The sequence below is a fragment of the Flavobacterium aquidurense genome (assembly GCF_001404985.1).
Lineage (GTDB): Bacteria > Bacteroidota > Bacteroidia > Flavobacteriales > Flavobacteriaceae > Flavobacterium > Flavobacterium aquidurense_B.
On record NZ_JRLF01000011.1, the window covers coordinates 353,422 to 376,329 of the forward strand.

The following is a 22,908-nucleotide window of genomic DNA, read 5'->3' on the forward strand; positions in this document are numbered from 1 at the left end:
TAAATAACCAGTATTAAAAATGAAGAGATTACTTTTATTTTTCGCTATATATCTTACACATAATTATTCAGCAAGCGCACAGCAGCCATTTGATAAAAAACTGGTGCTCAAACAAATGATTCTTGCCAATGATTATTTTATGCAAAAATGGCCGGACACTGGCAAAACAATTATTACGAATAAAGAACGCCCCAGTAATATATGGACACGAGGTGTTTATTATGAAGGATTAATGGCATTGCATGAAATTTATCCAAAGGATGTATATTATGATTATGCCTATTCATGGTCAGAATTTCATAAATGGGGATTTAATAGCGGTAACACAACCCGGAACGCAGACAACTATTGTGCGGCACAAACCTATATCGATTTGTATAATCTGGAACCTGATCCTAAAAAGCTAAAAAATACAAAAGCCAATATAAATATGCTTTTAAATACACCTCAACTAGACGATTGGTCCTGGATTGATGCCATACAAATGGGAATGCCGGTTTTTGCCAAGTTAGGAGTTCTGGAAAACGATAACCGTTATTTCGAGAAAATGTACCAAATGTATATGTACTCCAGAAATAAACATGGAGATCACGGCCTTTTTAATCCTAAAGATGGCTTATGGTGGCGTGATGCTGATTTTGATCCTCCGTACAAGGAACCTAATGGTGAGGATTGCTATTGGAGCCGCGGGAACGGATGGGTCATTGCTGCACTTGCAAAAGTGCTTACTATTATTCCTGAAAATGCACCGCACAGAGCACAATATGTAAAAGATCTAAAAGCAATGGCAGCAGCATTAGTTCCTGTTCAAAGGGCTGATGGTTTCTGGAATGTAAGCTTACATGATCCTGCTAATTTTGGAGAAAAAGAAACCTCAGGAACTGCATTATTTGTCTACGGAATGGCCTACGGAATAAATAGTGGAATTTTGAAAAAAGAAACCTATTTACCTGTCATTCAAAAGGCATGGAATGCCGTGACAACTGAAAGTTTGCACAGCAATGGTTTTTTGGGCTATCTGCAATCAACAGGAAAAGAACCTAAAGATGGCCAACCTTTATCATATGATAAAATTCCGGATTTTGAAGACTACGGATTAGGTTGTTTTTTATTAGCAGGTTCAGAAATCTATAAAATGAAATAGCTGTTTTTAAGCAATAACATTTAGCTTAAAAAAACAAAAAAAGTAGAATATACGAGCAACAGTATATTCTACTTTTTTTGTTTTTATAAATCATGATTTTGATTTTTAAATCTATTACATCATGAAAAATAAAGATTTATAAAAATTATTAAATTGTGTAGAAATAATATTCGGATTTGGTAAACTCATATTTGATGCTGGTAATCCTGAATCTGATGTAGTATTAAAATAGTGTTTCAATTCTGACATTAACTCACTTCTTGTTTTAGAACAGTCTAACAGGATTAAACTTTTAATTTCTTCTAAAAAAAATAAGTTATCATACAATTGTTTATTAAACAGGCACAACAAAACATTTGAGCCTTTTTTTTCTAATTTCAAAAACTGCATGAGTTCAAATTTATCATAAATAACAAATATAGAACGATCAAACTGTTCTGATTTGTTTTCGTCTTCAGAATCAGACATAAATGAACTTTCAAAAAAATCAAATTCTGTCTTGAAATTTCTTTTAAACATTTTTAAAAAAAATCCTCTATCATCACGCACTAAAATTCTTTCCTTTTTCATTTCTAACCCTTTATACATTTCAAATTAAATACTTTGCTGTCATTTATAAGTCATAAAAAGATCAATCATCATTCGATACAAACCAAGCTCTTTAAACAACTTTGCAAAGATAATCTGAGTTAAATCGTACAAAGTAGCACAATACGTTATAAAAAGAATAGAATAAGGTTTTTTTTAGTTGCACTTAGATTTTAGTAACATGGGTTACATTATTTTCTACAAAATCAATTAATTCATGAATGTTTCTACCATTATTGGCTTTATTAGAAATTGAAATAATATAACCATTTCGATCTCTGACATATAAAAAGAAAAAGTCCTTAGTAAGAATTGCATTTTCTATCTGACTCCATTTATAAACAAATTCACCTAAAGGGGAATGGACACATATACGGGAATTAGTAAAATTGAATTTATACTTTTTACTGAACCTGTTATATTTTAAGAGCTTTTTACTAAACTGAAAAATAGTTTTGCTTATTACGTTCACAAAAGAATACTGAAATAGAAAAAATAATATAATCAGGATGAGATTGCGTAGCAGCCAAGTTACCAGATCAGTATCATTATTTAAATAAAAAAAATCGAAGAATATAGCTAAGAATAAAACAATTCCAAGAAATACGGTTACTTTTTCTTTATAGAGATTTTTAAAATACATTTTATTCAGCTTACGTATTTCAGCTATATTTAATTCAAACTCTAATAAAAAGCCGGAAGTATTCATATGTTTTTGGAAGGCATTAAAAAGTTGTGGATATTTTTTGATCTGCAGCAGTTGTTATTTCTGTTTCCAGAAGTATTCAACTTTAAAACAATGACAAAACTATCCTATAACTACACCTCAATAAGACCTTATTAAGTCATAATAATATCAAAATAGGACTTTTAACAAGGCTATTTACTTTTCTTCCAAAAAATGTTTTCGCGAAAAAAATATCTGAAATCAAAACAAAACTGATTCTTACAAATTTAGAAATATTTATAGTTCAAAAATAAATAGAAAATAACCTAAATAAGACATTATAATATCATAATAAGACTTAAAAACATACTCTATTTAGTTTGTTTTCAAATAGTTAAATAAAAATACAAATAATATTCTCAACTAAAATATTTAAATTACTTTTGAATTCAATTTAAAATCATTATAAATAATTTCCTACAAAAATGAATTTAGTTCCTACAGAAATTAAACTTAAAGAAAGAGTTAAGGAATTAACCTGTCTATATGAAATATCAAAAACAATATCCAGATCAAACGGTATAGAAAAAGAAGTTCTGGAAAAAATAATTATAAGTACTAAAAAAGCCTGGAGATATAATAAAAAAGCTTCTGTAGAAATACAAGTCCCGGATTATTCTTTATGGATATTAAAACCCGATCAACAAACTGTTTTTCAAATTAGTAACATAATTGTCTCAAAAACTATTGTTGGCTTTATTAAAGTGCATTATCCTGAAAGCGACTATAATAGTCATGACTTTTTACAAGAAGAGCAAACACTATTAGACACTATTGCTTATGAAATTGGCAATTATATAGAAAAATTTAAAAACCTTGAAAAAAAACAGCTCCTGATGCGAACTGTAGAAAGAATCGACAGATTATCAAGTCTGGGAGAAATGACTGCAGGAATAGCACATGAACTTAATACTCCGCTAGGAAATATATTGGGTTATGCTGAATTAATCAAGAGCAATAATACTAATCCTGAAATTAACGATGATATTTCTACTGTCATAAGTTCTGTTATTTATGCCCGTGAAATTGTAAAAAAGCTCATGTATTTTTCTCGTGAAATGCCGCAGCAATTACAATTACAGGAAATTAAACCCATTGTGACTTTTGTTTTATCATTTCTTAAACAAAACCTACAGGCAAAAAAAATTAAAAGCGAACTGATATTTAAGAATGACAGCATTGTGGCAAGAGTTGATTCTGTACAGCTTACCCAGGTATTTTTTAATATTATCATTAACGCCATACATGCTTCTCCTGATGAAAGCACCATAAAAATAACTATCGAAAATGATGCAAAAAATCTCTCTGTAACAATTGCTGATCAGGGAACAGGAATTCCTGATGCAATCAAACAAAAGGTGTTTGAACCCTTTTTTACAACAAAACCAAATAAAGACAGCTGCGGACTTGGACTTAGCGTAGTTCACGGAATTATAAAAAACCATAACGGAGAAATAAACCTGCTAAACAACACACCAAACGGAACCATTTTTATAATAAAAATCCCCTTAAATTAAATAAAATGAGTCTAATGAAACAAAAAATATTAATAGTAGATGATAATTACGACATGCTCAATTTGATTCAGCGTCATTTAAAATCATTTAATTACCATTCATATCGTGCCTCTTCTGTAAGTGAAGCTATCGATGTGCTTAAATATACTGATATCGATTTATTGATCACAGACCTAAATATGCCTGAAATTAATGGCATCGAATTATTAAAATATGCAGAAGAACATTATCCTTTAATTCCAAAATTGGTGATTACAGGAGTTAATTCTGTTGATAATGCTGTTACAGCATTAAAATCAGGCGCGTTAGAATATTTGCACAAACCATTTACGAGCAATGAACTTGAAAAAGCAATTGATGAATTATTGGCAAAAACTAACTTAAGACATTTAATAACTACAGCTGATTCTTTAATCCTTAACGATGACTATTTGGGCATTGTAGGTAGTTCTAAACAGTTAAAAAAAGTAGTAGAAATAATTGAACGTGTAAAAGATAATAAAGTAAATGTATTAATAGAAGGCGAAAGCGGAACCGGAAAAGAACTGGTAGCCCAAGCCATTCATTATAAAGGATCTTTTGCCGGTATGCCTTTTATATCTGTAAATTGTGGTGCAATGCCAGAAAATTTAGTCGAATCTGAACTTTTTGGATATGTAAAAGGCGCCTTTACAGGTGCCACAGAGTCTAAAATTGGCCTTTTTCAGGCAGCATCAGGCGGAACGATTTTTTTAGACGAAATTGGTACAGCATCACTAGCCGTTCAAACCAGACTTCTAAGGGTTTTGCAAGAAAAAGAAATAACAAAAATAGGCTCACGAAATGCTGAAAAAATAAATGTCCGTATTATATGTGCTACCAATTGCGATTTGCACCAAATGGTTATTGAAGGTACTTTCCGCGAAGATTTGTATTACAGAATAAATGTTGTGAATATAAAAACAACTCCTTTAAGAGATAAAAAAGAAGATCTGGTATTATTGATAAACAATTTTATAAAAAAATATTCAATTGAGTATAACAAGCCCACTGTAACTATTCATGAAAAAGTAATCGAAATACTAATGCGGTATTCCTGGCCCGGAAATGTCAGGGAACTTGAAAACATCATTCAACGTATGATTATAATGTGTGATGATGTTATCAATATTCAGCACGTTCCCGATGCATTAAAATATCATGTACCGGCAGAAAAAATTCTTTTTAAATCTTTAAAAGAATATGAAAAAGAACAAATTATAAAAGTACTAACTGCGGTAAGTAACAATAAAACTCAGGCAGCCAAAATCCTGCAAATAGACCGAAAAACCCTTAATCATAAATTATCCTAAAGCAAGTCAAAACAGCGTAATTTTTACTCATCAGGAATTATTTTCCCCAGATATAAATAATTAGAATAAAACGTATCGAAACTTAATCGAATGAATCCTAATTAGTTAATTCCAGAGGAATCAATCAGGCATATCTTTTGCCTAATGGGATAGTTATTAAAATTGCTCATAGCTAAATAATTTAATGGTATTAGGACTAATTTTTTAAAATGTTTAAAAAGTAAATTACTATGAAACATAATGAACTTATTATCGAAGAAAACGAATTTGAATTATTGAAAAAAATAATCAATTCTCCACAGAAAAAGACTGACAATGTATACAAGCAGTCGGTCAGACGACTGGAAAAAGAACTTAAATCAGCCAAAATACTTAAAAACGAAGAAATGCCAGCTGATATCGTTCGAATCAATTCGAATATAACAGTAAAAATAGAACCCAATTTAATTCGGGATTTTAAAATTGTATTTCCCGAGAAAAGTAATATCAGCCAAAATAAATTATCAATTCTTTCCCCAATGGGATTAGCCTTATACGGCTATTGTGTCAATGACGAAATATCCTGGCAATTTCCCTCAGGAATAAATAAGCTTAAAATTTTAAAAGTAAAATAACAACAACCAATATCCATAAATAATAAATACCGCAAACTGCTATAACCGTGAAAATAATAGAACACTCATATGGTGCTGACTTGGATTGGGTAAAGCCCTTTGCCAATAAACTTGGAGGAAAAGTAAAAGGGAATTTTATAATAGTACCTGAAGATACTTTTAAAGGTACAAGGTATTTTCTTGATTGTGGAGATGATATTGTTGCTTATTATGTTGATGTTATGAATAATAAGGATGTCAATTTAGTTCAGAAAAACACAAAAAAAGATTTTATTGGTATCTACTACAATATTACTGAAGGTGATGTTAAATATTCCAGTGACAGCTTTGTATTAAATGTAGGACGATGGAAATATAACTTATTAGTTATTGACAGTGCACTCGATACAAATTACAAGATTAAGGCCGGAAGCAGGTCGCATGCATTTTGCATTTTTATGAAAAAAACCAGAATGGCATATTTTGCCAAAAAGAACAACATTAACTTTAAGAATCTAAACAAAATTACGGATTCCTCTAAGAACACCATTATTCGCTTTGACAGAATGAGTGATGAAAGTTATCATTTAATAGAGGAGCTGCAAAGGTTTAAACCAGGTGGCCCCATATACGATTTAAACATCAGGGCAACAGTTCATTTGTTGCTTTCTAACTTTTTTAAAAAGATGTCTGCCACAAGGATCATAATACAAACCGTAAATAAATTAGATCTGGAGAGGATAATAGAGACTCAAATGTTTTTAATTAATAATATTGAAGAATCTTTTCCTTCTATAGAAACTATGGCATTAAAGGCAAATATGTCTGAATCTAAATTCAAAAATTTGTTTAAAAAAATAACCGGAAAAACACCAAATACTTTTTTTATGGAAAATAAATTAATGGAAGCTAAAAGACTACTGGAAGAAAATCAATTTTCGGTATCACAAATTTCAGATAGACTGAGTTTTACAAACAACTCTTATTTTGCTTCAAAATTTAAGGCCCATTTTGGGTTATCACCAAAAACATTTGTAAATCAATTATAAAAAAATGCCTGAGTAAAAACAAAAAAATGCTCTGATAGCGCAAGAAGTTCTCATCAATTTCAATATTTCGAAAATAAAAACTTTCACAAACAAAAGTAAAAACAACTAATAATCAATATTTTAACTAAAAAAAATTAACTTTATACGACCAAAAACAAATTATCTTGAAAACAATTGAACATTCCTACGGAACGAATTTAGATTGGGTAGAGCCACTTGCAAAACAAATGGACGGAAAAGTTAAAAATAATTTTATAGTTGTACCAGAAGACAAATACCCAGGAATTAGGTATGTGCTGGATTGCGGAGACGGGATTGTAGCGTATTATGTTGATGTGCATAATGAAATACCACATCGATTAATTCAAAAAAATAAGACAAATGATTTTGTATGTCTTTATTACAATTTAACAGAAGGCAAAGCAAAATATTCATACAATAATGTTGTACAGGATTTAGGACGATGGCAATACAATCTAATTGTCATGGATAGTTCACTTGATACAGATTATCTGGTTGAGCCCAATAGCAAAACTTTTGTTCTTTGCATATTTATCAAGAAAAAAGTAATTGAAGAATTTGCAAAAAAGAATAATATCAATTTTAGGGATATTGATAAAATAACTGATTCATCAAAAAATACGATTATACGTTTTGACCGTATGAGTAATGAGAGTTTCCATATATTGGCTGATTTAAGAAAACTGAAAGTAGGCGGTCCTGTATTCGATTTAAATCTTAATGGAACCGTGCAGTTATTGCTTTCTAATTATTTAAAAAAAATGGCTACGCACAGGATTATCCTGCAAACCGTAAATGAGTATGATGTAGCCAATATTGTAGCGAGCCAAATGTTTTTGATTAGTAACATCGAAAGTCATTTTCCGAGTATTCAGTTAATGGCAAGAAATGCCAATATGTCTGAATCTAAATTTAAAAATTTGTTTAAAAAAATTACGGGAATTACACCCAATGCCTTTTTTATGGATAATAAATTACTATTGGCAAAAGAGCTTCTGGAAGAAAATAAACTGACTATATCACAGGTTTCAGATCGGTTTAATTTTACCAATAACTCTTATTTTGCTTCTAAATTCAAAGAGCATTTTGGGGTTTCGCCTAAAGCATTCCTTAATCAATTATAAAAAAATGCCATTATCCTGTTAATTGTAAATTGTAGATAATGTATAACGTTCATTAAAGTGAGTACCCAAAAAATATGAAAAAATTTACACATTTTTATTCTTTAACCCCGGAATGGCAATATCAATTAGCCAAAGAAATGGGTGGAGAACTTATTGATAATAAAATAATAGTCCTTCCGGAAAATCTTGGTGAAGGACATTCCTTTTTCACTCAAATAACACCTGGGATTTCTGCTTTATTTATGGATTTTGTTCTTACGACCCCCATAAAAATGAACAGGCTTAAATCTGATAATGAACTTTATATCTTTCATTTTGATTTAAGTGATCATCCCAGTATAATAAAAATTGACAATATCGATTACAAAATTGGCTCTTCTATCAATTTAGGTTTAGCCGTGATAAGCAATGCTATAGAAAGCTCGTTTAAGCCCGCGATAAACGAAAGAACCATAGCATTACGATTACTTGTAGATAAGAAACTACTTAACGAATTTATAAAAAATCATCCTACGGAAGAATATGCAAAACGTAAAATCAAAATAGATAAAAACGTTCCTTATTATTATGACAATATTGACAGCAATAGTTTGCTTTTAATCCAGTCCTTAAAGAGCAAATCAGTTTTTGACGCCTCTTTTGATCCTTATCTTAAAGGAATTTCATTAAAACTATTGGGCAATTTCTTAAATCGTTACACAGATTCGGTTGCTGTAAAAAATGAGATTACCGAAGTTGAAACTGAGGCCATAAATAAAACAAAAACATATCTTTTAGATCACTTATACAATCCATTTCCTTCTGTACCGTTTCTATCAAAAATGGCTGGGATGTCGCCCTCAAAGTATAAAATGTTATTTAAAAAAGAATTCAACAGCACCCCTAATAATTTCTTTGTACAAGAAAAAATGCTTCTGGCGACCAAACTTTTACAAAGCGGGGATTATAATACACTAACTGAGATAATTTACGAATTAAACTATTCTAAATTAAGTTATTTCTGCACCAAGTATTATGATCTGTTTCATAGAAAACCTTCTGAAGATTTTGTAAAAAAAAATCGGGTAATCAAAAAACCTGAAGTCTACATAAAAATCTAATTTTGTCAAAAAAAAACCTGCACTAAAACTGCAGGTTTTTTTATGATAAGGTCACTCTATTTTAGCTATTGTATAACACAATTTTAGTAAATCACATTATAATAGATTTTTAGCATTGCTAAAATCTGTAATAGATGGCAGATTCATTTAAAATCAATAAAAAACGGAATACCTTTTGAGATATCCCGTTTTTAATTTGAATTAATAATTAATTTTATTTATTTTTTATTATTAGAGTGTATGATAAACTCAGAACGTCTGTTTACCTGATGTTCTTTGTCAGAACATTTTACGCCATCCGTACATCTGTTCAACAGTTCAGATTCACCAAATCCTTTGCCTGTAATTCTATTGGCACGAATTCCTTTGCTTTTTATGTATTGAACAGTTGCTTGCGCCCTTCTTTCAGAAAGTTTAAGATTATAAGCACTGCTTCCCTGACTATCTGTATGTGATCTTACATCAATTGTAAAAGTTGGATAATCTTTTAAAACCTGTACTACCTTATTCATTTCTTTTAGAGATACCTTTTTAATTTTTGTTCCGTTCAGATCAAAGTAAATAGGTAATAAACCAAGTTTTTTAGTCAAATCATCATTATCACTTAATGATTTATCGCCATCTACTATGAATTTATCAGCATTTGGATCTACTTTTAGCCCTTTATTAAGAGAAACCAAGCTGTTTTCTATAGATTTAGGTACTATATCTTCTGCTACTAAATATCCATCTTTGCTATATTTTAATGTATAAGGTCCACCTTCTGGAAGTTTAAGAATAAATTCACCGGCATTATCCGTAAAATATTTCCCTACTTCTTTATTATTTTCATCATATGCAGTAATTTCTACTTTTGGTAAAGCATCATCAGTTATGCTATCCACTATTTTTCCTATAACAGTAAATTCATGTTTGATTTCTTTTACGGGCTCTAATTCTTTTAAGCTGTAAATTTGATCATCTTTCGTTCTGTTAGAAGAGAAAAAACCTTTTTTATTATCAGAATTGATAACAAAAGCAAAATCATCATCTCTGGAATTAATGGGTTCACCAACATTTACAATCCAATAACCATTTTCTTTCTCAACTGCAGCAAATACATCAAGTCCGCCAAGTCCCGGCTGGCCATCTGATGAAAAATAGAGTTGTCCTGATTTCGTCACAAAAGGAAACGTTTCTCTTCCGTAAGTATTTATAGAAGAGCCCATATTTTTGACTTCACCAAAAGTACCATCGCTTTTCAATTCGACTTCATATAAATCTGTTTGTCCTAAAGATCCCGGTCTGTCAGATGCAAAAATCATACTCTTGCCATCAGGTCGTAAAGCGGGATGAGCATTTGAATAAGAATCACTATTTATAGACAAATCTTCTATTTTATCCCAAACCCCATTAACCATAGTAGCCCTGTAGATTCTTAAACGATTTGTTTTTGTATCGTCTTCCCCAAATTTATTTCCAAGAAAATTACTTCTTGTAAAATACATTTGAGTTCCGTCATTTGTTATTACAGGTGTAGATTGATGAAATACAGAATTAATTTTACCTGTTAATTTTTTTGGATTTATTAAATCCCCTTCTGGAGTAATTGTTGCTTCATAAAGTTTGAAATAAGGTTTTCCTGACCATCTGTCTTTATATTTTGCTGTAACATTTGTGTCACGTGCAGAAGTAAAAATTACCTGGTCTTCTTTATAGAATGCCGCACCATAATCCGGCAGTTTAGAATTTGCTTTAACTAGTTTTATAGAATACCTGCTGGATTCTTTCTGAATATTTTTTAAATAATCGGTACCTGAATTTAAAGACTCTTTACCTATTTTACTATTCAGTTGCTTAATGATTTTAGAAGCGTCATCATAACGTCCGCTTGATTTTAAGGATTGTCCATATCTAAATAACTGATCATTGGTAAAAGAATATTCATCTTTTAGTTTTCCAATATAATCATATGCCTTTAAGGCATTTTTATAATCTCCATTAAAGTAATAAGAATCACCCAGCATTGCGTATACAGCCGAAGAACTAAATTCTTTTTCGCGTAAAACCTCATATAAATTACCGGCATTTACAGATGCATATGCTTTTTGATCGAATTCTTTTTCGGCTTTATTTACTAATTTGGTTTGCGAATAGGAACTATGCATACCAAATAAAACTATCCAAATTAAAAAATATTTTTTCATAAGTAGTTGTTGAATCATTAATTAAAAAAATCTTGGATTAATCAATTGTTTATTTGATTTGGTAAAGAGATCAAATCTTAAAAAGATCTCATGAGAACCTGAGTTATAATGAGATAACTTGGTTGTTTCATAATCATAACCGTATCCTACTTGTATGGCATCACTTATCTGAAAACCAGCCATTGCACTAACACCGGCATCCCAGCGATATGCACCACCCAGAATGAATTTATTATTAATTAAAAAATTAGTAGACAAATCGAAAGAAACGGGAGCTCCCGCAACTACTTTTGCTAAAATCGCAGGTTTAAATCTCAAGTACGGATTAATATCAAATACATATCCGGCAATACCATAAAAATGTGATTTTGTAGAGTAAACAGATGCAGCTACATCATCATAAAAATTTGTTTTTAACAATTTAGGAACTGAAACCCCAACATACCAATTGTAAGTATGAAAATAAACTCCTGCCCCAATATTTGGTGAAAACTGCGATTCTTTTCCAGTCATATATATATCTGGATTTTCGATATTTAATCTTGTGTAATCCACTTCAAAATTGTCGAAACCGGCTGCAATACCAAAAGATACTTTCAAGTCAGATGCTGTTTCAATTGTATAGGCATAATTAAGCATTAGTCCCGCAGTTTTTGTTGGCCCAATTTGATCACTCACAATATTTAATCCTATACCATTACCATGATACCCAAGAGGGCTTTGTATTGAAAAATTTATTGTTTTAGGAGCACCATCTAAACCTACCCATTGCGTTCTGTATAGACCCATTGCACTCACTACTTCTCTTGATCCTGTATATCCGGGATTAAATGTCATAGTATTGTACATATATTGTGTGTATTGGGATTCCTGCTGGGCCGAGGCTTCAAAAATTCCCAACAGCAATACTGTTATTATATAAAATATTTTTTTCATTAGTTCTACTTATTTTTATCTCTTAAATTTATTTTTCTACTGATTATTTATATATAAATAACCTGATTTCTCGACTCCATTACCGTTGTTATTATATCGTAAAATATAGAAGTATGTTCCCGTAGGTAGTTTTTCTCCTCTTTTTACAGTCGAACGTCCGTCAGAATATCCGCGAAACATAACATCAGTTTCATTATATGATTTAGCATCATAAACTTTTACTCCCCAACGGTTATAAATTTCAACTGTGTTGTCAGGAAAATTATCTATTCCCTTAATATGGAAACTATCGTTGATCCCGTCATCATTTGGTGAAATAGCGTTATAGACGATAACATCTGCGCGATCATCATCTTTTTTGTTTACAATAGCGATAGTAAAAATTCCGTAACCTTTTACCTCACCCATTACCAGTCCTGAGTAAGATTTATTAGTCGCATCTTCTGATTTTCCTCCTTCATTAATCCATCTTTCTTCTCTCACGTCCCAGCGTACAATTGCCAGTTCTGTGTCCGGAAGTAGATTAAAAAATTCAGATGGTGTCGTTTTAGAATCTGTAGTAAGACTTAATACAATATGATCGGTTCCATCTGTTTGGGTAATTCTCCATTGTTCTGCATTGTTAATTGTCAGGATAGATTTATCATCTTTTTCACTCTGTGGATATAAGTCAAAAGTTTTTTGAAAAAAATACTGAGAGGTATAACTATTATCCCCGGATGAAGCAGATAAGGAAGGTCTGAAATATAAATTATTGCCAACCGGATATTCAAATTTACTGTCTCCTGTTTTTTCAACTATTCCGTCTACGAAACTAATTTCTCCTGCATTTGAGTAAGTAGCATTAGTGTCAAAAATTACTCTTCCGTTATTAAGGGCATTTATGATTCCTAACTGAAAATCACTGTTATTCCCAATTTTAATAGCCGTTTTAAGATCAAATGGGGTTATGTCATTACGGTTATTAAACTCTACATTCTGGAAATTTGAAATTTTACTACCTGTAATAAGTTGTTTGGGAGCAAGAACCCTGGGTGTATCATGAAAATAGGTAACCCCGTTACTTCTTACTGAAAATTTACTTTTTATAATGGTGTCATTCGTAAAACCTACAAAACCATCGTTATTCCAGTTTTTGTAAATATAAAACTCCCCGTCATTATTCAATTTTCCGGTATTTTCATTTTCAAAATCAAAAAAAGCAGCTAATTGTGTACTATCTTTTATTTTTAAAATTCCCTTATTAACCACTACCGAATCTGATTGTTTTACCTGTGACTGTACACCCTGGCTGAGCAGCAAAAACATCAGGTAGCTTAATATCTTACCCGGCCCTTTGCCGTACGGCAAAGCTGACTCTAAATTATTTATTACTTTATATAAGTCATTTTTTTTCATACATTCTGTTTATATAGATTACACAATTGCACTTCAATTTTACGTTGCAAAAGTAAAACCATATAAAAACCTTTTCTCCCCTTAAAAGTTATTGGTATATTAAAATAGGGTCAAATGATGATGTGTGTTTTGTATCAAAACTTTATAAAAAGATACTTGATAATCCTATCTTATCAGGAATGAAGACACAAGCTGTAACAAACTGGCGAAGCAATCTTAGTAAGTAGCTCGACAACGATTGGAAACTGCTTTTATGGGAATGGATTGTGTTATAAACGTTGCGGATCATTGTTGCGGAGATTCTTCGTTCCTCAGAAGGACAAGACTGTGTGGGAAAGGATTGTGTTATAAGTTTTGTGGATAATCTTTACTACGAACTGTAATCCCAATATTTGTCATTCTGAGGAACGAAGACACGAGCGATAGCGAACTGGCGAAGCAATCTTAGTTAGTAGCTCGACAACGATTGGAAACTGCTTTTATGGGAATGGATTGTGTTATAAACGTTGCGGATCATTGTTGTGGGGATTCTTCGTTCCTCTGAATGACAAGACTGTGTGGGAAAGGATTGTGTATAATTTTACAACAAGCTGTAACGATAATTTTTCCTGTTTTTATTCAAACAAACTGTCCAGAAAGTTCAAATCAGGGTTTATTACTTTTATTAATGCTATTTTTTTTGCTCTTGTCCAGCCTTTTATTTCTTTTTCTCTAGCAATTGCTTCTTGAATCCAGGTGAACTTTTCGTAATAAAGTAAAAATTCAACATTATATCTCGACGCAAAAGTTTTATTTCCTAATAAGATATTTTTTTTATGTTGTTTTAGTCTAATACTTAGACTATTAGTCACTCCTGTATACAGGACAGTTTTTACTTTGTTTGTAATGATATAAATATAATAAGTATGAAATCCTTCGTAAATTAGCATTATCAAATGCAGTCTTTTTCTTTCTTATTTAATAGTCTACTTAAAAATATTTTGAGATTGTTTTATAAGTGTTGTGGATAATCGTTGTTGGGATTCTTCGTTCCCCAGAAGGACAAGACTGTGTGGGAAAAGGAATGTGTTATAAGCTTTCCGGATCATTGTTGTTGGGATTCTTCGTTAGTAGCTCGACAACAATTGGGAATACTTTTATGGAAAAGGAATGTGTTATAAGCTTTCCGGATCATTGTTGCGGGGATTCTTCGTTAGTAGCTCGACAACAATTGGGAATACTTTTATGGGAATGGCTTGTGTTACATGCTTTCCGTATCATTGTTGCGGGGATTCTTCGTTCCTCAGAAGGACAAAACTATCTGGGGAAAGGAATGTGTTGTAAGCTTTGCGGATAATCGTTACTACGAACTGTAACCCCAATATTTGTCATTCTGAGGGACGAAGACACGAGCGATAGCGAACTGGCGAAGCAATCTTAGTAAATAGCTCGACAACGATTGGGAATACTTTTATGGAAAAGGATTGTGTTTGCATACTTATCGGATAATCGTTGTGGGGATTCTTCGTTCCTCACAAGGACAAGATTATGTGTAGAGAAGATTGTGTTATAAGCTTTCCGGATCATTGTTGCGGGGATTCTTCGTTCCTCACAAGGACAAAACTGTGTGGGAAAAGGATTGTGTTATAAGTTTTGTGGATAATCGTTAATACGAACTGTAATCCCAATATTTGTCATTCTGAGGGACGAAGAATCTTCGTTAGTAGCTCGACAACGATTGGGAATACTTTTATGGAAAAGGATTGTGTTATAAGTTTTGCGGGTAATTGTTGCGGGGATTCTTCGTTCCTCAGAAGGACAAGACTGTGTGGGAAAAGGATTGTGTTATAAGCTTTGCGGATCATTGTTGTGGGGATTCTTCGTTCCTCAGAAGGACAATACTGTGTGGAAAAAGGATTGTGTTATAAGTTTTGTGGATAATCGTTAATACGAACTGTAACCCCAATATTTGTCATTCTGAGGGACGAAGACACGAGCGATAGCGAACTGGCGAAGCAATCTTCGTTAGTAGCTCGACAACGATTGGGAATACTTTTATGGGAATGGATTGTGATACAAACTTTGTGGATCATTGTTGTGGGGATTCTTCGTTCCTCAGAAGGACAAAACTGTGTGGAAAAAGGCTTGTGTTACATGCTTTGCGTGTAATTGTTACTACGAACTGTAACCCCAATATTTGTCATTCTGAGGAACGAAGAATCTTCGTTAGTAGCTCGACAACGATTGGGAATACTTTTATGGGAATGGATTGTGTTTGCATACTTTGCGGATAATCGTTGTGGGGATTCTTCGTTCCTCAGAAGGACAAGACTGTGTGGGAAAAGGGTTGTCTTACATACTTTGTGGATTATTATTGCTGGGATTCTTCGTTCCTCAGAAGGACAATACTGTGTGAAGAAAGGGGTGTTCTATATGCTTTGCGGATAATTAAATAGTAATAACAAAAAAAGACAGTCTTTTCAAACTGTCTTTTTAAATATCGTTATAAAATACCTGCTTCAATTAATGTTGCGTAGCGTCCTGTGATTTTGCCGTTTGCATCGATTACAAAAAATGTGGGAGTACCAATGACTCCGTAATTGATAAAGTTTTCTCCCTTGAATCCCTTAAAATCACATAACTGCTCTTTCCATGGAAATTTGTGATCATGATCCTGTCCGGCATTGGTACTAAGATCTGCAGCAACAGAAATTACTTCGTATCCTTTTTCCTGAACTATTGAATAATTGCCTATTAATTGGTGTATCTCATTCTCACAACTATTACAGCCCGATTCGTAAAAGAATAATAATGTTTTATTTGTGATTGTTTTTTTGCTAGTTGCAGTTTTTAAAACGGGAGCAATAGCACCACTGTTTAAATTATTCATGGCACTTAACAAATTATTGCCCGGTTTTTCTGCCCTGCCGGATTGTGATACATATTGACCCAGTGCTCCTACCATATCATCTTTGACAGCTTTGGCAAGCAAGCCTACTATTTTATCAGCAAAAGCGGTATAGACTTTATTGCTTTTTATTCTGGATAATATGGCTTTGGTATCTTCTAATAATACGGTATCGTCTTTTATTGCGTATTGCTGCATATTGAACCAGTTTATGATTACCGGGCTCCATAAATTACTCGTATAAAGGGCATCTATATCGAGCTTGTCTTTTATAAAAGGTCTGAATTCTTTTAGTAACTCTTCTTGTGTCATATCCGGTGAACTGCCAATACCCATTAAAAAACCTGCCATTTCGCGTACACGAGCAGCATACAACGGACTGTTTTTTACTACTGCATGTTCTGCAGCAAAATCCAGGTTTAGTTGTATTTTTTCTTTCGTAAAAGCAGTATATAAAGCATCTTCTTTGTCATAAACCTCTAACCCTGATTTGACTAAGGCAATTTTTTCCAGTATTTTTTTCTGGTTCAGGCTGCCTTTCAAAAAATCATTTTCTGGTGAACCCGTAAATTTCATATTCTCAATTGTAGGCTGTGCATCTGTAAAATTTACTGCAAAATTTTCATTCTTTATAATAAAATCTATACCTACAGATTTGTCTATCAAAAGTTGAGCAAAACCTTTGTAGCCTTTTTGTGATGCCGGAAGTGTCAATATAACAGTTCCTGAAGCATTAAGTTTACCCCTTGCAATGGTATCTTTTGTATCTCCTTGTGTTAAAGCATAGGTATATTCTTTTCCTGCAAAATTTGGTAAGGACACTTTTACGGTCTGCGCCTGTAGTGCTGCTATACTAAAAATAGCTATGGCACTTATTAGTGTTTTTTTCATATTTTTTATATTGTTTGCAATTGTTATGTTTTGTTTTTTGTTATGTTTTTTGCTATGTTATGTTTTACTATCTTTTTGTTTTGTTTTTCTTTCGAGTTTCTCACAAAGTAACCACAATCATTGTCATCCCGAGGAACGAGGGATCTCCTTAAGAAACTAACCCAAAGTATTTTTCATTTAATTGTCGAGCTACTTGCGGAGATCCCTCGTTCCTCGGGATGACAAGATTGCGTGCCTTTCCTTGCGATGACAAAACTGTATCTTTATTACTCGCGATTACAATGATTGTAGATAAAACTTACAGCATAAACCTTTATCAAAGTTCCTTACACTCTTGATTCATTACCTCAATTCTTGCTTTATCTTATGTACAAATTTTAAAAGCTTAGTTAAATTTATACTATTTTTACTATTAAAACAAACTAACTTTTAAACACCATACGCTTCTCATCTCTGCTTTAGGGCAGGAAATGAAAAGCGCATGGCTAAATATTCTATATGTTATTAGGAAGAGTTTTTATCTTTTCTCCTTGATCTTTTTAAAACAAAATCATTAATTTATTATACGTTTTATATTAGTTTTCCTCGATACAACGTATAGGATGAGCAACATTGGCGATTATATTTGAATATATTCCCGACCTTCCTGTACTTGGAGTAAAAATTACTAAAGGAGTTACATAATAAGTACCTGTATTGGCTCCCGAAATATTTGCTGGCCAATAATTCGCCTGCTGTCCATAACCACCCCAATACTGACCTGATTTCATACCACTATATGGAAGATACATAGATTGCCCAACTAATGTACCTCCTGGATAACCACTTACATTAACTAAAGTATTAAAACTAGCTATTCCTTGCCAATCTTTTCCACCAGGCACACGATATCCGGATGGACAAGGATCGTCAGCTGATTTGGTAACACCATCACCCCATGCATAAGGGGATCCAGCAGTAGGTGAAGTTCCTTTAACACTTTCAGGTCCGTATACAGTTGCAAATGGAGTTTTTTTACCATATTCGTAGTAAGCCCCTACTAAACCTGGTGCAGGAGCAAAAGGATCAAGAGACTGATCAGCTCCTAAATTATGGCACATAAAGTTTTTCCATACTGTTGCGCTAATCATTGCACCACAGCAAATACAATCTTTTATCTTGGCAGTCAATTTTACCTGTAAATCTTTACCTGTACCATCGGCTTTGTCATTATAAACCGCATATATAGTCACTGCTAAGGCAGTTGCTTCGGTTTTACCATAGGCAGCACCTGTACCAGTTGTACCATTTGGGCTGCTTAAAGTGTTTTTGTACACCATTGTAGCCGTAACTGCCCCTGATATATTCATAGCAGATTCACTCGCTGTACTGCTAAACGATTTTACAATAACTCCAGACACTGACTCTACATATCTAAAACGTACTTTACTTACTGTCCCTATAGGCGTAAAAGTATAGGTTTGAGTATTGGTAGCTATAAGATTAAAATCTGATTTATTAGTAATACGGGTCGTTAATTTTCCGCATGTAGCGTTATCATTGCTTTCTGCAATGTCAAAACATGTCTTACCACCCAATGTTCCTGTACCTGCCGGAAGTGTATCCGGATTAACCTGAGTCATAATTGTAAATACGGTTGAAGTTGCATTAAGGTTGCCCACACAACCATTAGTAACTACACAATATACATAAGATGTGCCTTCACCAGCTGGTTTGTAAGACAAACTTGCCGAAGTAGCACCGCTTATTATAGCACCTTCTGAGGTACTACCTGTTGTATTACTGTACCATTGATAAGTAGGATTTACCCCCCCAATAACAGATACTGATACCTGAGCACTTGCCCCGGAAGTAATCGTTTGCTCTGTTGCAGCTTGTGCTATAATAGAAGGTGTAGGACATACATTGTTTACCACAATTTTATGGGGCAAAGCTGCAGAGTTACCACAAGCATTGACAGCAGTAGCTTTGATTTCTACCTCCAGATTATCTGCTCCGGTTGCCGGAAGCTGTATCGAAACATTTGCTCCTGAACCAATTACGGTTGCACCATTACTTGCTGTCCAGGTATAGGAAACTGCAGGGCCAAATTCTATACTGGTCTGTAGGGTTACTTTGGCACCAAAAGTAGCCGTAGCCGGTTTAGATACCCATGACAGAACCGGTAAACTCGAAACATTAGGGCTAATTGTTTTAGTTGCCATAGTACTTGAACATCCTGTTGCATTGGTAACACTTGCTGTGTATACCACACCTGGTGTTGTTACGGTAATCGTTGGTGTAGTTTCTGCCATCTTAACACCGTCTTTGTACCACGCATAAGTGTAAGTTCCTGCTGTCTGCGGTACAATGGTAAGATCTGTAGTACCATCGCAAAGCACATTATTACCGGTAATGTCCGGCTGTGCAGGTGCTCCTGAATCGTTAACTGGTATTGCTGTTTCGCCTACTTCTTTAGAACAAAGTAATCCTGCATTATCTATTGCTTCCAATCTCAACAAAACAGAAGTTTGATCAGATGGTATTATAAACGGATTCGAAGTAATAGCCACTGAGCCATTGTACCATACATAGGTTACACCTGATCTTTTGTTGGCAACACTTAAATCTAAACTACCGCCTTTACAAAATACAGTAAAACTATTTAATGCTTTACCATTTACTAATGCATCGCTATCACTAATAGCTACCTGATTTGTAGTTGTGCTTCTTGATACAATAACACTATTTGAAGCTTTAGAGTAACAGTTTCCTTCCTGGATTGCGGCAAACCATATTCCTTCATCTCCGGCAGCATTTAAACTAATTGTAGTACCTGATTTTTCCTGTACTCCGTTATGAAACCAAACCACATTTGCTGTAACTCCTAATGCTGTAAGTTTAACCGCATTGTTACCACAAATAACACCATTGTTTGTAGACAAAATTGATATAGCTCCCGCTGCTGCAGTGCCTGATTCCGTTACATTGCGTTCGTTGGCTGTATTACTGTTACAACCAATTGCACCCATAGATACATTGTATTTTCCTTTTTGAGTTGCAATAAAATAAGAAACTCCACGCGCTACCTCGATCCCGTTACGGGTCCAGATAATTTTATCAATGTTTGCTGTATTTGCCGGTACCGAAAGATACGCAGCACCACCAACACATAAAGTAAGATTACTCGCTGATGGGCTCACAGTAGGTACTGTATACGACATAGAACCACAATCTACTCCTTTTTGAGAAAATAAGAATTCTTTGTATGAACTATTACAAGTACTGGTTACACGCACCAATACTGAACGAGTGTACACAGATACATTCTCGTTGAAAGCAATTTGAAACTTACCATTGGCAGTATCTACATTATAAAGTGAAGCATACTCGCTTCCTGCTACAATAGTAAAGTTAAATGGTCCGTTAGGACAATCCGGGTCTTCGATTATAAAAGTGCTGTCGCAGCCTGTACCATCTGTTGCTACATCTATACATGGCTGAGGGCTAATGGTAGTTTGAGAAGTTCCCTCACACAAACTTACCCAACGGGCTTTGTTCCAATACTCGACACAACCGGTCGTTTTATTATAGATTGTAAGACCTTCTCCTTTATCATTATTTTTTACAGCAAAAGCATTACGCTCTGCAGTTGTCATTTGAGGCAATCGAAGTCCTCCTTTATTAAGCAATTCCAATACAGAGAAAGGCTCTGGGGCTTTTTTGCCCCCCACAGTCATCTGTGCGTTTGCATTTATCGAAAATAATATGGCCACAAACAAAAGCCACATATAAAATAATTTTGTTTTCATTATTTATGTTATTAAATTTATTTAAACCCTCTGTGGTTCTAACTTTTATAAATATTATATTATAAAGATGAGATTACATGCCAATTCGTCCCATCAGACTGCAATGTAATTTTAAGACTACCGCCTGTAGCTGAATAAAAAGGTGCTATTAACTCATTCTTGCTTACGGCATCCGAGTAAACTACAGGAACATTAAATTTAACCGTTACATCATCACCTCCTGTATTTGTACCATTGGTTTGATTAATTACCAATACTCTTCCTTTATTTACTAACACATCTGGTAAAGTAACTGTTATATCCCCCCTTAATTTAGATGCTACAACAGCATAATCTGTAGGTAATACGGTATAATCATTCTCAATAATGGTAAGACCTAATGATTGTCCTGTACCGGAATCACTTCCTGTTGCCATTTTTACCCACTTAGTTCCTTCCCAGTAATAAAATCCAGGCGTTACGTCATTAATCGTAACAGTATTATAAACCATTAAACTTTTTGCCGGCCCTTTTACAGGTCCCTCATCTGTTGTTCTCACTAATTCTATTCTTGGCAACAATAGCCCTCTTGTGGTTGAAGATATGTCTAATTGAGCCGAATTATCAGGATTGATAGTCCCAATACCTGTTTGCGCATGAGAAGTCAATACTCCTGCCCCTATTATGGCAAACGTTAATACTATTTTCTTTTTAAATTCCATTTTAAATTTGAATTTCATTAATACTATTGTGTAACTTTTTAGTCATTCAAACACGCTTTTCTGATGTGCAAATTTCTTTTTAATATGCTGTTCTTTTTACCAGTAAAAGTTTTTATACTTGTAGATTAGGACATATTAAATTATACCCCTGAATTTTGGATAAACACCTGATAGATTGGCTGTGATAAGTCTTTTTTTTGAGTGTTGAACCGGGCTATTTTAAAAAAATAAAATGCTTTTCGTTTCTTCAGAATTTAGGACATTCGAATGCTTTTTTTTCTTTATTATATTATTCTTGCGCGTTACTTTATCAAGTTTGTTTGGGATTTTTTTGATTTCTGATGTAATCAGATTGCAGAAGTTCCTGCTAAAAAATTACAATCAAAACAGCTTAATAAAAAAAGCAGGGATATTATGTCCCTGCTTTTAAAGTAAAATATAAAATATTTTAGAATTTAGAAATTATCTGCCATTTCATAGGAGCTACTGATTCTATTGTTATTTGAACCGTATTGGTTTCTCCTAACGTCATTTGTGTATCAGTTTCCTCAATTGTTCCACTTTCTGCAACAATTTTTACAATGGCACCATTATTAGCATCAGCTCGTTTGATACTAAATATTTTTCCAATCAATCCGGTATCTTCTGTTGTAGGCAATATGAATTGTATGGTACCGTTAGAAGATGCTGCATTAATGATTGTAAGATCATTAACGAAATCTAATCTGCCTGCGCCATCAATTCTTGCTATTTTTATAGCATTTGTACCTGCATTACTCCATGTTGCATCATCTGCACCATTACTGGTCAGGACTTGCCCTTTTGTTCCGCCATTCACTCTAACAATAGCATCAGCAAATAAAATATCTGTACCATTTGTTATCGTAATAGCTCCATTTCCTGAAAGCGTTCCTTTATTTTGCG

17 protein-coding genes are annotated in these 22,908 nt (G+C 33.3%); 7 read left to right on the plus strand and 10 right to left on the minus strand.

The annotated features are described in order from the left end of the window. The first annotated feature begins 19 nt into the window (after positions 1–19). Positions 20–1,144, plus strand: coding sequence for a glycoside hydrolase family 88 protein (locus RC62_RS11680; protein ID WP_055095399.1), 1,125 nt, complete (start codon positions 20–22; stop codon positions 1,142–1,144). A 114-nt stretch (positions 1,145–1,258) separates the two neighbouring features. Here RC62_RS11680 and RC62_RS11685 read toward each other — a convergent pair whose 3' ends face one another. Both RC62_RS11685 and RC62_RS11690 read right to left on the minus strand, forming a co-directional pair. Then, the gene (locus RC62_RS11685; RefSeq protein WP_157472493.1) at positions 1,259–1,714 is read right to left on the minus strand and encodes a hypothetical protein; all 456 of its coding nucleotides are present in this window, start codon (positions 1,712–1,714) and stop codon (positions 1,259–1,261) included. A gap of 184 nt (positions 1,715–1,898) precedes the next feature. After that, a complete protein-coding gene (locus RC62_RS11690) occupies positions 1,899–2,441 on the minus strand; it encodes a YcxB family protein (protein ID WP_055095401.1) in 543 nt (180 codons plus the stop codon). A 443-nt stretch (positions 2,442–2,884) separates the two neighbouring features. Here RC62_RS11690 and RC62_RS11695 point away from each other — a divergent pair, with 443 nt between their 5' ends. The 6 genes from RC62_RS11695 to RC62_RS11720 all read left to right on the plus strand — a co-directional run bounded on the left by RC62_RS11695 (position 2,885) and on the right by RC62_RS11720 (position 9,194). After that, positions 2,885–3,976, plus strand: a complete 1,092-nt coding sequence (locus tag RC62_RS11695; RefSeq protein WP_055095402.1) for a sensor histidine kinase — start codon at positions 2,885–2,887, stop codon at positions 3,974–3,976. Between the two features lie 5 nt (positions 3,977–3,981). Then, positions 3,982–5,307: a sigma-54-dependent transcriptional regulator gene (locus RC62_RS11700; RefSeq protein WP_055095403.1), complete on the plus strand. Its 1,326-nt coding sequence runs from the start codon at positions 3,982–3,984 to the stop codon at positions 5,305–5,307. Between the two features lie 230 nt (positions 5,308–5,537). Continuing rightward, positions 5,538–5,921: a GreA/GreB family elongation factor gene (locus RC62_RS11705; protein ID WP_055095404.1), complete on the plus strand. Its 384-nt coding sequence runs from the start codon at positions 5,538–5,540 to the stop codon at positions 5,919–5,921. Positions 5,922–5,968: 47 nt separating this feature from the next. Continuing rightward, the gene (locus RC62_RS11710) at positions 5,969–6,949 is read left to right on the plus strand and encodes a helix-turn-helix domain-containing protein (protein WP_055095405.1); all 981 of its coding nucleotides are present in this window, start codon (positions 5,969–5,971) and stop codon (positions 6,947–6,949) included. Between the two features lie 164 nt (positions 6,950–7,113). After that, positions 7,114–8,094 (plus strand): helix-turn-helix domain-containing protein, encoded by a 981-nt coding sequence (locus tag RC62_RS11715; RefSeq protein WP_055095406.1) that lies wholly within the window; start codon positions 7,114–7,116, stop codon positions 8,092–8,094. Positions 8,095–8,168: 74 nt separating this feature from the next. Then, positions 8,169–9,194 carry a helix-turn-helix domain-containing protein gene (locus tag RC62_RS11720; protein WP_055095407.1) on the plus strand — a complete coding sequence of 342 codons (1,026 nt, stop codon included), beginning with the start codon at positions 8,169–8,171 and terminating at the stop codon, positions 9,192–9,194. Positions 9,195–9,412: 218 nt separating this feature from the next. Here RC62_RS11720 and RC62_RS11725 read toward each other — a convergent pair whose 3' ends face one another. From RC62_RS11725 to RC62_RS22990, 8 genes are all read right to left on the minus strand, one after another. Then, a complete protein-coding gene (locus RC62_RS11725) occupies positions 9,413–11,380 on the minus strand; it encodes an OmpA family protein (RefSeq protein ID WP_055095408.1) in 1,968 nt (655 codons plus the stop codon). 21 nt (positions 11,381–11,401) lie between these two features. Beyond that, on the minus strand, positions 11,402–12,316 hold the full coding sequence (locus RC62_RS11730) for a type IX secretion system membrane protein PorP/SprF (RefSeq protein WP_055095409.1): 915 nt from the start codon (positions 12,314–12,316) through the stop codon (positions 11,402–11,404). A 36-nt stretch (positions 12,317–12,352) separates the two neighbouring features. Next, positions 12,353–13,714, minus strand: a complete 1,362-nt coding sequence (locus RC62_RS11735) for a gliding motility-associated C-terminal domain-containing protein (protein WP_055095410.1) — start codon at positions 13,712–13,714, stop codon at positions 12,353–12,355. 614 nt (positions 13,715–14,328) lie between these two features. Further along, positions 14,329–14,643, minus strand: coding sequence for a GIY-YIG nuclease family protein (locus RC62_RS11740; protein WP_157472496.1), 315 nt, complete (start codon positions 14,641–14,643; stop codon positions 14,329–14,331). Positions 14,644–16,196: 1,553 nt separating this feature from the next. Further along, positions 16,197–17,492 (minus strand): peroxiredoxin family protein, encoded by a 1,296-nt coding sequence (locus tag RC62_RS11750; protein WP_055095412.1) that lies wholly within the window; start codon positions 17,490–17,492, stop codon positions 16,197–16,199. 575 nt (positions 17,493–18,067) lie between these two features. Further along, positions 18,068–21,283 (minus strand): hypothetical protein, encoded by a 3,216-nt coding sequence (locus RC62_RS11755; RefSeq protein ID WP_055095413.1) that lies wholly within the window; start codon positions 21,281–21,283, stop codon positions 18,068–18,070. Positions 21,284–21,342: 59 nt separating this feature from the next. Then, complete coding sequence (locus RC62_RS11760; RefSeq protein WP_055095414.1) at positions 21,343–22,002, minus strand: hypothetical protein; 660 nt, start codon at positions 22,000–22,002, stop codon at positions 21,343–21,345. 430 nt (positions 22,003–22,432) lie between these two features. Then, the coding region (locus tag RC62_RS22990) for a hypothetical protein (RefSeq protein ID WP_167343855.1) at positions 22,433–22,908 on the minus strand (476 nt) is incomplete at its 5' end.

Bases quoted from the DNA above. Each gene is read 5' to 3' on its own strand.
- RC62_RS11680 (WP_055095399.1), top strand. From the start codon at position 20: ATGAAGAGATTACTTTTATTTTTCGCTATATATCTTACACATAATTAT.
- RC62_RS11685 (WP_157472493.1), bottom strand. From the start codon at position 1,714: ATGAAAAAGGAAAGAATTTTAGTGCGTGATGATAGAGGATTTTTTTTA.
- RC62_RS11690 (WP_055095401.1), bottom strand. From the start codon at position 2,441: ATGAATACTTCCGGCTTTTTATTAGAGTTTGAATTAAATATAGCTGAA.
- RC62_RS11695 (WP_055095402.1), top strand. From the start codon at position 2,885: ATGAATTTAGTTCCTACAGAAATTAAACTTAAAGAAAGAGTTAAGGAA.
- RC62_RS11700 (WP_055095403.1), top strand. From the start codon at position 3,982: ATGAGTCTAATGAAACAAAAAATATTAATAGTAGATGATAATTACGAC.
- RC62_RS11705 (WP_055095404.1), top strand. From the start codon at position 5,538: ATGAAACATAATGAACTTATTATCGAAGAAAACGAATTTGAATTATTG.
- RC62_RS11720 (WP_055095407.1), top strand. From the start codon at position 8,169: ATGAAAAAATTTACACATTTTTATTCTTTAACCCCGGAATGGCAATAT.
- RC62_RS11725 (WP_055095408.1), bottom strand. From the start codon at position 11,380: ATGAAAAAATATTTTTTAATTTGGATAGTTTTATTTGGTATGCATAGT.
- RC62_RS11730 (WP_055095409.1), bottom strand. From the start codon at position 12,316: ATGAAAAAAATATTTTATATAATAACAGTATTGCTGTTGGGAATTTTT.
- RC62_RS11735 (WP_055095410.1), bottom strand. From the start codon at position 13,714: ATGAAAAAAAATGACTTATATAAAGTAATAAATAATTTAGAGTCAGCT.
- RC62_RS11740 (WP_157472496.1), bottom strand. From the start codon at position 14,643: ATGCTAATTTACGAAGGATTTCATACTTATTATATTTATATCATTACA.
- RC62_RS11750 (WP_055095412.1), bottom strand. From the start codon at position 17,492: ATGAAAAAAACACTAATAAGTGCCATAGCTATTTTTAGTATAGCAGCA.
- RC62_RS11755 (WP_055095413.1), bottom strand. From the start codon at position 21,283: ATGAAAACAAAATTATTTTATATGTGGCTTTTGTTTGTGGCCATATTA.
- RC62_RS11760 (WP_055095414.1), bottom strand. From the start codon at position 22,002: ATGAAATTCAAATTTAAAATGGAATTTAAAAAGAAAATAGTATTAACG.